This is a genomic window from Micromonospora sp. NPDC020750 (assembly GCF_044334565.1).
In the GTDB taxonomy this organism is placed as follows: domain Bacteria; phylum Actinomycetota; class Actinomycetes; order Mycobacteriales; family Micromonosporaceae; genus Micromonospora.
Genome location: NZ_JBIRTH010000010.1, coordinates 213,136 through 226,344 on the forward strand (window position 1 = coordinate 213,136; position 13,209 = coordinate 226,344).

Annotated in this window: 14 protein-coding genes; 9 read left to right on the forward strand and 5 right to left on the reverse strand. The window is 73.5% G+C overall.

The features are described 5' to 3' along the window. Positions 1 to 145: 145 nt before the first annotated feature. Positions 146 to 1,075 (forward strand): hypothetical protein, encoded by a 930-nt coding sequence (locus tag ACH4T9_RS27560; protein ID WP_396671978.1) that lies wholly within the window; start codon positions 146 to 148, stop codon positions 1,073 to 1,075. A gap of 52 nt (positions 1,076 to 1,127) precedes the next feature. On the opposite strand, the gene ACH4T9_RS27565 is transcribed toward ACH4T9_RS27560, so the two are convergent. Continuing rightward, entirely contained in the window at positions 1,128 to 2,096 is a 969-nt protein-coding gene (locus ACH4T9_RS27565; protein WP_396671979.1) for a sulfotransferase, read from the reverse strand. A gap of 230 nt (positions 2,097 to 2,326) precedes the next feature. Between ACH4T9_RS27565 and ACH4T9_RS27570 the strand changes: the two genes are divergently transcribed. Genes ACH4T9_RS27570 through ACH4T9_RS27585 form a run of 4 tightly spaced genes read left to right on the forward strand, consistent with a single transcriptional unit; the run spans position 2,327 to position 5,251 of the window. After that, entirely contained in the window at positions 2,327 to 2,785 is a 459-nt protein-coding gene (locus tag ACH4T9_RS27570; RefSeq protein ID WP_396671980.1) for a UDP-N-acetylglucosamine--LPS N-acetylglucosamine transferase, read from the forward strand. Positions 2,786 to 2,841: 56 nt separating this feature from the next. Further along, the gene (locus tag ACH4T9_RS27575; protein ID WP_396672083.1) at positions 2,842 to 3,378 is read left to right on the forward strand and encodes a glycosyltransferase; all 537 of its coding nucleotides are present in this window, start codon (positions 2,842 to 2,844) and stop codon (positions 3,376 to 3,378) included. After that, the gene (locus ACH4T9_RS27580) at positions 3,366 to 4,331 is read left to right on the forward strand and encodes a sulfotransferase family protein (protein WP_396671981.1); all 966 of its coding nucleotides are present in this window, start codon (positions 3,366 to 3,368) and stop codon (positions 4,329 to 4,331) included. Before ACH4T9_RS27575 ends, ACH4T9_RS27580 begins: the two co-directional genes overlap by 13 nt. Further along, the gene (locus ACH4T9_RS27585; protein WP_396671982.1) at positions 4,328 to 5,251 is read left to right on the forward strand and encodes a glycosyltransferase family 2 protein; all 924 of its coding nucleotides are present in this window, start codon (positions 4,328 to 4,330) and stop codon (positions 5,249 to 5,251) included. Before ACH4T9_RS27580 ends, ACH4T9_RS27585 begins: the two co-directional genes overlap by 4 nt. 3 nt (positions 5,252 to 5,254) lie before the next feature. Here ACH4T9_RS27585 and ACH4T9_RS27590 read toward each other — a convergent pair whose 3' ends face one another. Beyond that, positions 5,255 to 6,388, reverse strand: coding sequence for a hypothetical protein (locus tag ACH4T9_RS27590; RefSeq protein ID WP_396671983.1), 1,134 nt, complete (start codon positions 6,386 to 6,388; stop codon positions 5,255 to 5,257). 79 nt (positions 6,389 to 6,467) lie between these two features. After that, positions 6,468 to 7,298, reverse strand: a complete 831-nt coding sequence (locus ACH4T9_RS27595) for a 3'(2'),5'-bisphosphate nucleotidase CysQ (RefSeq protein ID WP_396671984.1) — start codon at positions 7,296 to 7,298, stop codon at positions 6,468 to 6,470. A gap of 235 nt (positions 7,299 to 7,533) precedes the next feature. On the opposite strand from ACH4T9_RS27595, the gene ACH4T9_RS27600 reads away from it, so the two are divergent. Together ACH4T9_RS27600 and corA are read left to right on the forward strand one after the other, a co-directional pair. Continuing rightward, positions 7,534 to 8,628, forward strand: a complete 1,095-nt coding sequence (locus ACH4T9_RS27600; protein ID WP_396671985.1) for a PLP-dependent aminotransferase family protein — start codon at positions 7,534 to 7,536, stop codon at positions 8,626 to 8,628. A 373-nt stretch (positions 8,629 to 9,001) separates the two neighbouring features. Beyond that, positions 9,002 to 10,144 (forward strand): magnesium/cobalt transporter CorA, encoded by a 1,143-nt coding sequence (gene corA, locus ACH4T9_RS27605; protein WP_396671986.1) that lies wholly within the window; start codon positions 9,002 to 9,004, stop codon positions 10,142 to 10,144. A 123-nt stretch (positions 10,145 to 10,267) separates the two neighbouring features. On the opposite strand, the gene ACH4T9_RS27610 is transcribed toward corA, so the two are convergent. Next, complete coding sequence (locus tag ACH4T9_RS27610; RefSeq protein WP_396671987.1) at positions 10,268 to 11,107, reverse strand: hypothetical protein; 840 nt, start codon at positions 11,105 to 11,107, stop codon at positions 10,268 to 10,270. Positions 11,108 to 11,191: 84 nt separating this feature from the next. On the opposite strand from ACH4T9_RS27610, the gene ACH4T9_RS27615 reads away from it, so the two are divergent. Further along, complete coding sequence (locus ACH4T9_RS27615) at positions 11,192 to 11,722, forward strand: peptidylprolyl isomerase (RefSeq protein WP_387022666.1); 531 nt, start codon at positions 11,192 to 11,194, stop codon at positions 11,720 to 11,722. Between the two features lie 64 nt (positions 11,723 to 11,786). Next, on the forward strand, positions 11,787 to 12,698 hold the full coding sequence (locus ACH4T9_RS27620; RefSeq protein ID WP_396671988.1) for a rhomboid family intramembrane serine protease: 912 nt from the start codon (positions 11,787 to 11,789) through the stop codon (positions 12,696 to 12,698). A 32-nt stretch (positions 12,699 to 12,730) separates the two neighbouring features. Here the strand turns inward: ACH4T9_RS27620 and ACH4T9_RS27625 are convergent, their stop codons facing one another. After that, positions 12,731 to 13,180 (reverse strand): PH domain-containing protein, encoded by a 450-nt coding sequence (locus ACH4T9_RS27625; RefSeq protein ID WP_396671989.1) that lies wholly within the window; start codon positions 13,178 to 13,180, stop codon positions 12,731 to 12,733. Between the last annotated feature and the right edge of the window lie 29 nt (positions 13,181 to 13,209).

Genomic DNA, 13,209 nt, shown 5'->3' on the forward strand with positions numbered 1-13,209 from the left:
TGTCGCTTCCTGTGGACCGGGACCGGCCAGTCGGCCGCAGCGGCGGCACCATGGCGGAACCCTGAGTCTCCCCGATCCGGGCGGTGAGGGGAAGCCGACGAAGGTCCGCTTCTCCGCAGCCGGGTCCGGGAGGCAGGATGGGTGGGTGCGGTTTTGCTACCACATCCAGAGCCACCGGTCCCCCGAACAGATGAACCGGCTGGTCCACGCCGTGAAGCGGTACAGCCCGGACAGCGTGGTGCACATCAGCCACGACGTCAACGGCCCCCCGCTGGACCTCACCGAGCTGCGCTCGCTGCCCGACGTCGTCGTGCAGACACACGAGGGCGGTTATGGTGACTTCAGTCATGTGGACCGCTACATGGCTGCCGTGGACTGGCTGAAAGACGAGGGGGTCCAGGTCGACTGGCTGGTGAACATCACCGGTCAGGACTACCCCCTACGGCCGCTCGGCGAGTGCGAGGCGGAGCTGGTCGACTCGGGCGCGGACGGGTTCATGGAGTACTGGGACGCGTTCGGCCCGGACAGCCACTGGCCGAGCCGCCGGGTCCGGTCCCGCTACCACTTCCAGCACCGCCGACTGCTCCCGCTCACCCCCCGGGGCAAGAAGCTGCTCCGCCCGATCCAGGCAATCAACCGGGTGCAGCCGCTGGTCCGGGTGCACGTGTCGTACGGGCTGGCAGTGGGCCGCCGGGCCCGCACCCCGTTCGGGCCCGACCTGCGCCTGCACGGCGGGTCGGCGTTCACCTCCCTGAGCTGGCCGGTGGTGGCCTACCTGCGGGAGTACTTCGACCGGCGGCCGGACGTGGTGTCGTACTTCCGACGCTGCCTCTCCCCGGTGGAGGCCGTCTTCCAGACCATCGCGTGCAGCTCCGGCCTGTTCAACCTGGTGCCGGACTGCAAGCGGTACTTCGACTTCCGGGACAGCACCTTCAACCACCCGAAGTCGCTGACCGCCGAGGACCTGCCCCGGGCGCTGGCCAGCGGGGCGCACTTCGCCCGCAAGTTCGACTACGAGCGCGCCCCGGAGCTGCTGGACACCCTGGACGCCCACCTGGCCGCCGCCCGCCCCTGAGCCCGCCGCCCGGCCGTGCCGCGAACGGGGTAGGCGGGGAGCGGCGGGCAGGTCAGCGGTAGTCGTAGCGGCGGCGCAGCGGCCAGGTCAGCGCGCCGACCAGCCGGCGGTGGCCCGGGGCGTACTCCCGGCGCCACTTCTCGTCCAGCGCCAGGGTGATGGGGCCGCTGCGCATCCGGATCCGGCCACCGGCGACCGCGTGCGAGCCGGCCTGGTCGAACTCGTTGTCCCGCAGGAACTCCAACGGGTCCACGACGCCGGTCACGTCGGCGGTGAGCGCGGCGATCCGGCCCAGCTCGGCGCGCGGGTCGCGGACCAGGTCCTCGTACCGGACGGTGACCCGGGGGACGCCACGGCTGGCCAGCGCGGCCACCATCGCGTTGACGGTGACCCAGCGGCGGGCGGTCAGCCGGGCCGAGCGCTGGTTCATCCGGCCCTTCGTCGAGGTGCCCTCGGGCAGCTCGACGACCTGGCTCCAGGAGTACGCCACCCCGCGCGGGTCGCGCAGCACGTGCACCAGCCGCAGGTCGATCTGCGGGGCCCGGGCCAGGATGTACGCCAGCGAGGGGCGCTTGGTCGAGTCCACCACCACCTTCGCCCCGGACACGTCGGCCACCGCCCGGTAGAGCTTCGTCAGCAGCTCGGTGTAGCGGTCCAGGTCCCGTCGGAACGCCGGGGACATCCGGGAGTTCACGATCAGCGGCAGCTTTCCGGTGGCGTCGACCCGGCGTTGCAACGCCCGCACGTCGGCCACGTCGACCTGGGTCCACCCGCCGTACGCCCGCCGGCCGACCTCGCCCCAGAACGGGCAGGCGTCGAAGTGCTCCCCGCAGGCGCAGCGGAAGTTCCGCTCGACGCCGGACTGCCACAGGTAGAACAGCTCGCCGACGTCGCAGTGCCCGACGAACTGGCCGAGCATCAGGTCGAGCAGGGTCGAGCCGCTGCGCGGCATCCCGCAGACGTACAGGACGGTGACCGCCCGGCTGCCGCCGCCCTGCGCCGCCTCGGCCGTGTCGGTCATCCGCCATCCTCTCGCCCGGGTTGCTGTCAGCAGGCAGTCTAGGCACGGGACGGTGGAGTGAGGCACTGGCGGAAGGGCCGCAGCCGATCATCCGACAGGTCCGATGATGGTGAGAGCCACTTATGTTCCCGGCCGGGTGGCCGATACATTGTTGCGGCGTCGTGCCGTCCGGTCGACCGCCCCGTCGGGCGTGTCCCGGGGCGCGGCCGGGGCCGTGGGAGGCGGGTGACATGGAGTCTGGTGAAGTCATGCTCGTCGGATCCAGCGGCGGGCACCTCGCCCAGCTGGTGGCGCTGCAACCGTGGTACCGCGACCGGGCCCACTCCTGGGTCACGTTCGACACCCCGGACGCCCGGTCGCTGCTCGACGGCGAGGACGTGGTCTGGGCACACCACCCGACCACCCGCAACGTGAAGAACCTGGCCCGCAACATGTGGCTCGCCGTCCGGGTGTTCCGCGGGCGGGACGTCGCCGCTGTGGTCACCACCGGCGCCGGGGTCGCCGTGCCGTTCGTGGTGGTGGCCCGGCTGCGCCGCATCCCCACCGTCTACATCGAGGTGTACGACCGGATCGACACGGCGACGCTGTCGGCCCGGCTGTGCCGGCCGTTCCTCTCCGCGATGCTCGTGCAGTGGGAGGAGCAGCGCCGGCTCTACCCGAAGGCGACCGTAGTGGGAAACCTGCTGTGAGCCTGCCGATCCCCCGCCAGCGCACCAACTCCCCGGCCCGGCGCACCGTGCTGGCCATGGTCGGCACCGACGTGCACCGGTTCGACCGGCTGGTCGAGTGGCTGGAGCGCTGGCACGCCGGCCGCGACGCCCTCGCCCCCGAGGTTCGCCTCGTCGTCCAGCACGGGCGCAGCCGCGCGCCCCGGCTCGCCGACGCGGCCCCGTTCCTGGCCCACGACGAGCTCCAGCGGGCGATGACCGAGGCCGACCTGGTGGTCTGCCACGGCGGGCCGGCCACCATCACCGAGGCGCGCCGGCACGGGCACCTGCCGATCGTGGTGCCCCGGGACCCGACCAGGAACGAGCACGTCGACGACCACCAGCAGCTCTTCTCCCGCCGCCTCGGCGTGGCCGGGATGGTCCGGCTGGCCGAGTCCGAGGCCGACCTGGTCGCGGCCCTCGACCGGGGGGTGGCCGACCCGAGGGCGTACGCGCTGTCTGCCGACCCGGGCCGGCCCGACCCCCGAGTTGCCGCCGCCACGGCGGTGGGCCGGATCGTCGAGGACCTGGTCCGGACCAGCCGGGAGCCGGGGCGGCGCAGGTGGTGGCGGTGAACGCCCGGGTGCTGTTCGTCGGCGGCCTCGGCCGCAGCGGCTCCACGCTGCTGGAGCTGATCCTCGCCCAGCACCCCGACGTCTGCGCCGTCGGCGAGGTTGTCCACCTGTGGGAGCGGGCCCTCGGCGGCGACGAGCGGTGCGGCTGCGGGGAGCGGTTCACCGCCTGCGACTTCTGGCAGCGGGTCGGCGAGCACGCGTTCGGCGGCTGGTCGGCCGTCGACCGCGACGACGTGCTCGCGCTCAAGGCCACCGTCGACCGGACCCGGCACATCCCCCGGCTGGCCCGGGGCGACCTGCCCGCCGCCGAGCTGGCCCAGGTGCGCCGCTACGCCGACTTCTACACCCGGATCTACGCCGCCGCGATGGCGGTGACCGGGGCGCAGCTCGTGGTGGACTCCAGCAAGCACGCCTCGACGGCGTTCGCGTTGCGCTGGGCCGACGACCTCGACCTGCGGGTGCTGCACCTGGTCCGGGACAGCCGGGCGGTGGCCCACTCATGGGCGAAGCAGGTGCGCCGGCCCGAGGTGGTGGACGCCGAGGCGTACATGCCGACGTTCTCGCCGTTCACGGTGAGCAAGCTGTGGACGGCGCAGAACGCCGCGTTCCACCTGCTCGCCACCCGGGCGCCGGTGATCCGGCTGCGCTACGAGGACTTCACCGCCGACCCGCGCGGCACCGTCGCCCGGGTCCGCCGCTTCGCCGGCCTGGCGGACACCCCGGACGCGCTGCGGGTGCTCGACCCGACGCCCACGCCGCTGGTCCGGGCGCACAGTATCGCCGGCAACCCGCTGCGGTTCAATGCGGGGCCGCTGCGGGTCCGGCAGGACGATGCCTGGCGCACGGCCCTGCCCTCGCGCAGCCGGGCGGTGGTGAGCGTCGCGACGCTGCCGCTGCGGCTGCGGTACGGATACGTCGGCCTCGGCCGCCCGGGCTCCACGGAGGCACCATGACCGAGCCGTTGAACGAGCACCCGTCGGTGACCGCGGTGGTCCCCACCCGGGACCGCCCGGAGTTGCTGCGCAAGGCCCTCGACGCGATTCTCGGCCAGGAATACCCCGGCCCGGTCGACGTGGTGGTCGTCTACGACCAGTCCGAGCCGGATCGTTCGCTGGCCGACGACCCCCGGGTCACCGTGCTGGTCAACCAGCGCACCCCGGGCCTGGCCGGCAACCGCAACACGGGCATCCTGGCCGCCACGGGCGACCTGGTGGCGTTCTGCGACGACGACGACGAGTGGCTGCCCGGCAAGCTCGCCGCGCAGGTGGCCGCGCTGCGCGCCGCCCCGGACGGGGCGTTCGTGAGCTGTGGCATCCGGGTCGACTACGACGGCCGTCCCCCGGTCGACCGGGTGCTCTCGGTGGACCGGGTGCCGCTGGCCGCCCTGCTGCGGGACCGGCACACCGAGCTGCACCCGTCGACGTTCCTGATCCGCCGGGACGCGCTGCTCGACGGGATCGGGCTGGTCGACGAGGAGATCCCGGGCAGCTACGCGGAGGACTACGAGTTCCTGCTCCGGGCCGCCCGGCACGCCCCGCTGGTGAACGTCGTCGAGCCGTACGTGACGGTGCGCTGGCACAAGCAGTCGTTCTTCGCCCAGCGCTGGGAGACCATCGCCACGGCGTTGCAGTGGCTGCTCGGCCGGTACCCGGAGTTCGCCACCGTGCCGGCCGGCGAGGCCCGGGTCAGCGGGCAGATCGCCTTCGCCCAGGCGGCGATGGGCAACCGGGGCGAGGCGGTCCGCTGGGCCCGGCACACGCTGTCCCGCAACCCCCGGGAGCCGCGCGCGTACCTGGCCCTCGCCGTGGCCAGCCGGGCCGTCGACCCCGACCGCGTCCTGCGTACGCTGCACAAACGCGGCCGGGGGATCTGAGCCTCAGGAGGCGGCGCACCAGGCTCGCCACGCCTCCTGGCTCGGCGCGTCGGTGAGCCGGAAGTCGCCCCCGGCGACCTGGTAGTCGTAGTAGGCCACCCACAGCGGGCGCTGGCCGTCGAGGTACCGGCTCATCGCCCGGATCCACGCGGCCCGCCCCGCGCCGCTGTCCCCGGCGATCCGGAGGCTGCCTGTCTCGGCGAGCCCCCACGGCTTTCCCAGCGCCTTCGACTTGGCGATCATCGGGGTGAAGACCTGCGCCGGGTCGGTGTACCGGTTGAACTTGCCGCCGCTGTTGTAGCAGTCCCAGCCGAGCACGTCGATCGCGTCGCCGCCCGGCCAGTAGTCCTCGAAGGTGCGGCGCGAGCTCGGGTTGAGCGTCCAACACATCAGGATCAGCGTGGCCCGCAGCCGGGCGTTGCCGGCCCGGTCGGCGATCCCGGCGAGCCGCTGCCATGCGGCCCGGAACTGCGCGGCGGTGTACGAGCCCTGGGCGATGTCGTTCTCCGGCTCGTGGAAGTACGACCAGTAGACGTCCAGGTTGCGGGGGACGGAGCGGAACCAGGCGGCGAGCCGGGAGTCGTGCCGGCCGGCGACCACCTCGCCGGGCGGCGCCTTGAACGAGACCACCACGGTCCGGTCGGCGGCGTCGGCGCGGCTGCCGGACCAGGACGGCGGCAGGCCGGGGTAGAAGACCCGGACCATGCGCAGCGGCCCGTAGCTGCGGTCGGACCGGGCCAACCCCGCGGCGAAGTTCTCCCCGTCCTTGAGATGGATGCTGGCCCCCGGGAGGGTGTTCCGGCCGCCAGGGAACCCGCCGGCCTCCGTCCCGCCGCTGGTGCTCGGGCTCGGCGAGGCGGACTTCGGGCTGCTGCCGAAGCCCTCGTCCCCACTTGGCGTCGGCCGGGTGCCGGGGGCGGCCGGGCCGAGGCCCGCGCCCTCGGACGCGGCGTCGGTGACCGTCGGGGCCGGCCGCCCGGGCAGGTCCCCGTTGGTGGCCAGGGCCACCGTGGTGCCCAGCGCTACCGCGCCGGCGGCCACCGGGAGCAGCAGCCACCGGCCGAGCCGGCGGCGCGGGCCGCTGGGTTCGGCCGGGGCAGGGGGCAGGGCGGGTGCGGTGGTGGGGCCGGAGCTCATGACCCTCCTCGGGTCGGCGGTGTCGATGGGACCGGGCGGGAGCACCACGACCGCGCCCGCCGGGCGGCGGATCCGTCGGTCAACGGTGGCGGTCGATGGCCGCCAGCAGGGACTCCGCGTGCTCCGGGCGGCAGACCAGCAGGTCCGGCAGGCGCGGGTCGTCCCGGTTGTAGCGCAGCGGCGAGCCGTCGATCCGGGACGCGTGCATGCCGGCGCCCAGGGCGACCGCGACCGGGGCCGCCGAATCCCACTCGTACTGGCCCCCGGCGTGCACGTACGCGTCGACCTCGCCGGTCACCACCGCGCAGACCTTCACCCCGGCCGAGCCCATCGGCACCGCCCGGGCGCCGATGCCCTCGACCAGTTCGCCCACGAACGCGGGCGGCCGGCTGCGGCTCACCGCGATCCGCAGCGGCCCGGCCACGGCGGGCGTGGCGGGTACGGCGGTGCCCAGGACCAGCGGCGTGCCGTCCGACGCGGTACGGGCCGGCATGCCGACCGCGCCGGCCACCAGCGCGCCGTCCGGGCCGGCCGAGCGCTGCCAGAGCGCCACGTGCACCGCCCAGTCGTCGCGGCCGGACTCGGAGAACTCGCGGGTGCCGTCGAGCGGGTCGATGATCCATACCCGGTCCGCCTCTAGCCGCGCGGGACGGGCCCCGGCGGACGGGTCGCCGGCCCAGGCGTGCCGGCTGTCGGCCTGCTCCTCGGAGAGCACCGCGTCGGCGGGCCGCCACCGGGCCAGGGCGGTCGACATCAGGTCGTGGGAGACCTTGTCGCCGGCGTTCTTGAGCGCCGCCGGGTCGGCGAAGCCCTGCTCCGCGCGCAGCGCGGTCAGCGCCCTGCCGGCCGCGCCGGCCAGCCACTGCGCGAAGGCCTGGTCGTCGAGCCGACCCGTACCGTCCTCGGTCACGTGAACCTCACCACTCCTTCGGTGCCGGTGCCGGTGCCCGTCGGCCCCGCGCGGACGCCCATCCTTCGGCGGTCGCGGGGGCGCGGCCAGGGACCGGTCCGATAATCGACACCTGAGTGTCGCGCACCTCCGGCCGCTTCCGCGTCGGCCGTTCCGCCGTCCGTCCGCTGCCCGCATGTTGAACTTGGCGTGTATGCCGGTCGGATCGCCGGGGCCAGGCCCTAGGCTCGTCCGCATGACCGCCGAGCAGCTGATCTCCTTCGCCCGTGGGGCTCCCTCGCTGGACATCGTCGATGTCGAGGGGCTCAAGGCCGCCGCCGTCCGTGCCTTCGACGCCGACCCCGCCGGGGTCACGGCCTACGGCACCTCCGTCGGCTACCCGCCCCTGCGGAAGTGGATCGCCGAGAAGCACGGCGTCGGGGCCGACCAGGTGCTGGTCACCAACGGTTCGCTCCAGGCCGACGCGTTCCTGTTCGATCACCTGGTCCGCCCCGGCGACGCGGTCGTGGTCGAGCGCCCGACGTACGACCGGACGCTGCTCAACCTCCAGCGGATGGGCGGCGAGATCCACGGCGTGACGATCCAGCCGGACGGCCTGGACATCGCCGAGCTGCGCAAGCTGCTGGAGTCCGGGGTCCGCCCGAAGCTCGCGCACGTCATCCCCAACTACCAGAACCCGGCCGGGGTCACGCTGTCGTTGGAGAAGCGGCGGGAGCTGCTCGACCTGGCGGCCGAGCACGGCTTCATCATCTTCGAGGACGACCCGTACGCCGACATCCGGTTCCGGGGCGAGCCGCTGCCGTCGATGCTCTCGCTGGACACCCGGGGCGTGGTGGTGCACGCCTCCAGCTTCACCAAGACGGTCTGCCCGGGGGTGCGGGTCGGCTACCTGATCGGGGCGGCGGACCTGATCGCCGACATCGCGAGGAAGGCGACCAGCCTCTACATCTCGCCCGGCATGGTGTCCGAGGCGATCGTGCACCAGTTCTGCGTCTCCGGCGACATCACCCGCTCGATCGAGACGGTCAGCACCGCGCTGGGCGAGCGGGCCCGGGTGCTCGCCGAGTCGCTGCGCCGGCACCTTCCCGAGGCCCGGTTCGTGGAGCCGGACGGCGGTTACTTCCTCTGGGTGGAGCTGCCGGAGGACGTGCTGGTGGACCGGCTCGCCCCGGCGGCGGCCGAGCGGGGCGTGGCGGTGGTCAAGGGCAGCGACTTCGTGCTCGACGGCGGTCAGCACGCGCTACGGCTGGCGTTCTCGGCGGTCACCGCGGATCAGATCGACGAGGGCGTTCGTCGTCTCGCGGAGGCGGTGGCGGCCGTCCGAGGCTGACCTTCTGTCGGATTCCTGACAGAAGGGCGGTGCCGGTCGGGTCGGGTCTCCCGCCCGGCCGGTTCGCGGCCCACAATGCTGCGAGCACCACTCACGTCGCCCGGCCGACCTGCCCCGATGCTGGCCTCGGCCACCCGACCGGTGGTGTGCGCAGCACAACCCCCGCCCCAAGGGCGCCGGGTGGGCCGTGTCGTCCCTCACCCCCCTGACGCGGCACGGCCCGCCCCGGCGCCGTCCCCACTCCGGGCCCGGGGCGCCTGTCGGCCACCCGCTGAGGCGCCGGCCGACGCCGGCCGGTCCGCGTCGGGTGCGGGCGTACCCTGCAACCCGCGACGGCGTGCTGCTGCCGCGACAGCGTGGGGAGGGGGTCGCCATGTCGGACCGGGCGGAGCGGAGCCGGGCCACGTCGCCGGACGGCGGGCGGGTGATCAAGCCACGGGCCTGGGCCCCGGTGCGGGTGATGACCCGGATCCTCAACCCCGACGAGGGCCAGCACGTCCCCGAGCCGGTCGGGCCGGGGCGCAGCGCGGTGATGGACTGCGGGCTCTACGTCGACGGCAGCCGGCAGCCCGGTGAGTGGCACTACGCGGAGGCGCTGGCCGCGGCCCGCCGCGAGCGGGGGTTCGTCTGGGTCGGCCTGCACGAGCCCGATCTGGCCGAGATGTCCGCGATCGCCGATACCTTCGGCCTGCACGAGCTGGCCGTCGAGGATGCGGTCAAGGCCCAGCAGCGGCCCAAGCTCGAACGCTTCGGCGAGGTCACCTTCCTGGTGCTGCGCACCGCCCGGTACTGCGAGCACGACGAGCTGACCGAGAACTCGGAGGTCGTCGAGACCGGGCAGGTGATGCTGTTCATCGGTCCGAACTTCGTGATCAGTGTCCGGCACGGGGACGCCTGCCGGCTCGCTCCGGTCCGCGCCGACCTGGAGGCCAGGCACGAGCTGCTGGAGCACGGCCCCTGGGCCGTCGCGTACGCGATCACCGACCGGGTGGTCGACCTCTACCTGGAGGTGGCCGACCGGCTGGAGGACGACCTGGACGTGTTGGAGGCCGACGTCTTCGACCGGCAGAGCAGCGGCCGGATCCAGCGGATCTACCAGATGAAGCGGGAGTTGGTCGAGTTCAAGCGGGCGGTGGCGCCGTTGCAACGGCCGTTGATGACCCTCACCGCCCAGGTCAACCGGGAGGTCCCGCAGGAGGTGCGGCGCTACTTCCGGGACGTGCAGGACCACCTCAGCCGCACCGTCGAGCAGGTCAACTCGTACGACGACCTGCTCAACTCGATCCTCCAGGCGCGGCTGGCCCAGGTCACGGTCGACCAGAACAACGACATGCGCAAGATCGCCGCGTGGGCCGGTATCGCCGCGGTCTGGACCGCGATCGCCGGCATCTACGGCATGAACTTCGCGAACATGCCGGAGCTGAAGATGACGTACGGCTACCCGGTCGTGCTCGCCCTGATGCTGGTCGTCTCGCTGTCCCTGTACCGCTGGTTCCGCCGCAACGGCTGGCTCTGAGCCCGCCGCCCGTCACCCGCCGTCACCGGCCTGGCCCCGGCTGCGACGGACAGGCGCCCGGAAACGCCCGCGGCGCGGGACGACGGGGGTCGTCTCCGCGCCGCGGGCGATGGCCCGAAGGGGTCAGCGCCGGCCGCCGGACCGAGCCGTGTGCTCCTTGCCGAGGGCCGTGGTGAGGTCGTCGGCCGGACGGCCGGAGACGTCCCGGGCGCCCTCGGCGACCGAGGGCACCTTGTCGTTCGGGTGGATCACCGGCTGGGTGTCGAGGGTGCTGGTGGAGGCGCTGTCGCCGCCGGCCACCGCCGAGCTGCCGGCCCCGGTCGGCCCGCCGGCCACCGGCGAGCCACCGGACATGGTGGACGAGTCGGCCACCTTCGCGCCGTTCGCCGACGGGGTCTCCACGATCAGGGTGTCCACCTCGTCGCGGGCCGGCTCCAGGGTGCGGGCCGGGGCGTACTCGGTCCACTCCTGCTGCTCCCGGCGGCGGCGCATGGCCATCGCGCCGGCCAGGCCGGCGACCGTGCCGGCGGCCAGCAGGCCGACCATCGTGCCGCGCGACGACTTCTTCTGCTTCCTCCGCGTGACCTTCAGGCTCTTCGCCTTGACCTTCTTGCTCAGCGCGGCCTGCCGCCCGGCGGCGGCCTTCTTGCCGGCGACGGCCTTGCCGGCCGCCTCGGCCTGGGCGTTGCGGACGGCCAGGGCCAGCGGCGCGAGGGCCGCGACCGTCGACGCGAGACTGCTCGACGCCCGGTCCCGCACCACGAGGGCGGTCGGCGCGACTGCGCCCCGGGCCGCCTGGACCCGCGGGCCGACCGTGGCGCCGGCACCCCTCGCCGCGTACGTGGCGGCCTGCTTCAGGTGACCGATGCCCTGGTTCAGCTCGACCTTGGCTCGCTGCCCCTGGGTCTTTCGCCGCCCGATTCCAAACACGGTCCCACCTCCTGGGAGTTGTTCCTCCGTCATCCTCCACCTTCGGATGCCTCCGCACTGCCAGATCGGGCACATGGGAGGATCCGCATGGAACTGACCAACGACTGAGGAGTACCCGTGGCCGAGGCTGTCTACGCCACCTTGCACACCAACGCTGGCCCGATCCGGCTGGAGCTCTTTCCCAACCACGCGCCGAAGACGGTCCGTAACTTCGTGGACCTGGCCGAGGGCAACAAGGAATACACCGACCCGCGTACGGGTCAGCCGGGCAACGGGCCGTACTACGACGGCACGATCTCGCACCGGGTGATCAGCGGCTTCATGATCCAGATGGGTGACCCGACCGGCACCGGTCGCGGCGGCCCGGGCTACAAGTTCGGTGACGAGTTTCACCCCGAGCTGCGCTTCGACCGGCCCTACCTGCTCGCCATGGCGAACGCCGGGCCGGGCACCAACGGCTCGCAGTTCTTCATCACCGTGGGGCCGACCCCGCACCTGACCAACCGGCACACCATCTTCGGCCAGGTGGCCGACGAGGCGTCGGCGAAGGTCGTCGACTCGATCGCCAGCACCCCGACCGGCCCGAGCGACCGCCCGATCTCCGACGTCGTCATCGAGCGGGTCGAGATCGAGCGCACCCCGGCCTGACCGGGTGGCGATGTACCTTTGCTCGCATGACTGAGCGCCCCGCCGGCACCGGGAGGCAGCGGCCGTGAGTGAGTCCCCACCGACCACCCCGGTCTGCTACCGGCACCCCGGCCGGGAGACGTACGTCCGGTGCACCCGCTGCGACCGGCCGATCTGCCCGGACTGCATGCGGGACGCCTCGGTCGGGCACCAGTGCCCCGAGTGCGTGGACGAGGGACGCCGTAGCGTGCGGCCGACGCGTACCGCCTTCGGCGGCGGTACCGTCGGCCGCCACGGCTACGTCACGAAGACCCTGATCGCGCTGAATCTGCTGCTCATGGTCCTGTCCATCGCCTCCGACCGGGGCGGGGACGCGGTGGCGGGCGGCTCCGGCTTCGGTGGCCTGATGGGCGGCAGCACGCCGCTGACCGACTGGGGCTCGGTGCTCGGCCAGGCCCTCTTCCCCGACGGCAGCGTGCACGGCATCGCCCAGGGCGAGTGGTACCGGCTGGTCACCGCGATGTTCCTGCACTACGGCGTGATCCACCTGCTGCTGAACATGTGGGCGCTCTGGGTGCTCGGCCGGTCGCTGGAGGCCAACCTCGGGCCGCTGCGCTTCCTCTCCCTCTACCTGGTCGCCGGGCTCGGCGGGAACGTGGCCGCCTACCTGTTCAGCGCCGAGAACTCCACTACGGCCGGGGCGTCCACCGCGGTCTTCGGCCTGTTCGCCGCGTTGATCGTGATCGAACGCCGGATGGGGCGGAGCATCTCCTCGGTCCTCCCGATCCTGGTGATCAACCTGGTCTTCACCCTGACCGTCCCGGGCATCTCCATCCCCGGCCACCTCGGCGGGCTGGTGATCGGCGGGGTGATGGCCCTGCTGCTGGCGTACGCGCCCCGGTCCCGGCGCGGGCTGTTCCAGGCCGCCGGCGCCGTGCTGGTGCTGGTGGCGCTGATCGGGCTCGCGGTGGTCCGCACGGCGTCGCTCACGGGCTGACCCCCGACGCGGGGCCGGTCCGCAGCGTGGTGTCAGGGGGTCTCGCCGTGGGCGGCGCGCAGCGCCTCGGCCACCTCGCCGGGCGGGGCGTCCAGGTCGTACCGGCCGAACAGGTGCAGCGAGTCGCCCACGTCGATCTCCAGGATCTCGGTGGACAGCCCCAGCCGGGGTCTACGGTCCACGGTGATCGCCTCGACGGTGTCCCAGGCGAGCCGGCGTCGGCCGGCGAAACCCCGGACCACCGTGATCCCCGCCGGGCCGACGGCGAGCCGCACCGGCACCAGCAGGTCGCGCGCCGCCCAACCGGCGAGCCCGACGGCGGCCGCCGCGGCCAGCACCAGCCGCACCCGGTCGCCCTCGGCGAAGAGCAGCCCGAGCCCGACCAGCGCCGCCGCGCCGAACAGCTTGACCACCGGCACCGAGGCCGGCACCCGCCACTGCCGCTCCGCCGTCGACGACTCCGGGATCCGCTCTGGCCGCATGCGTACAGCATGCCCTGCCGGGACCGCCT

Excerpts from the sequence above, each read along its gene's own strand:
- ACH4T9_RS27565 (WP_396671979.1), bottom strand. The coding sequence starts at position 2,096 with ATGACCGACACGGCCGAGGCGGCGCAGGGCGGCGGCAGCCGGGCGGTC.
- ACH4T9_RS27570 (WP_396671980.1), top strand. The coding sequence starts at position 2,327 with ATGGAGTCTGGTGAAGTCATGCTCGTCGGATCCAGCGGCGGGCACCTC.
- ACH4T9_RS27575 (WP_396672083.1), top strand. The coding sequence starts at position 2,842 with ATGGTCGGCACCGACGTGCACCGGTTCGACCGGCTGGTCGAGTGGCTG.
- ACH4T9_RS27585 (WP_396671982.1), top strand. The coding sequence starts at position 4,328 with ATGACCGAGCCGTTGAACGAGCACCCGTCGGTGACCGCGGTGGTCCCC.
- ACH4T9_RS27590 (WP_396671983.1), bottom strand. The coding sequence starts at position 6,388 with ATGAGCTCCGGCCCCACCACCGCACCCGCCCTGCCCCCTGCCCCGGCC.
- ACH4T9_RS27600 (WP_396671985.1), top strand. The coding sequence starts at position 7,534 with ATGACCGCCGAGCAGCTGATCTCCTTCGCCCGTGGGGCTCCCTCGCTG.
- corA (WP_396671986.1), top strand. The coding sequence starts at position 9,002 with ATGTCGGACCGGGCGGAGCGGAGCCGGGCCACGTCGCCGGACGGCGGG.
- ACH4T9_RS27610 (WP_396671987.1), bottom strand. The coding sequence starts at position 11,107 with ATGACGGAGGAACAACTCCCAGGAGGTGGGACCGTGTTTGGAATCGGG.
- ACH4T9_RS27625 (WP_396671989.1), bottom strand. The coding sequence starts at position 13,180 with ATGCGGCCAGAGCGGATCCCGGAGTCGTCGACGGCGGAGCGGCAGTGG.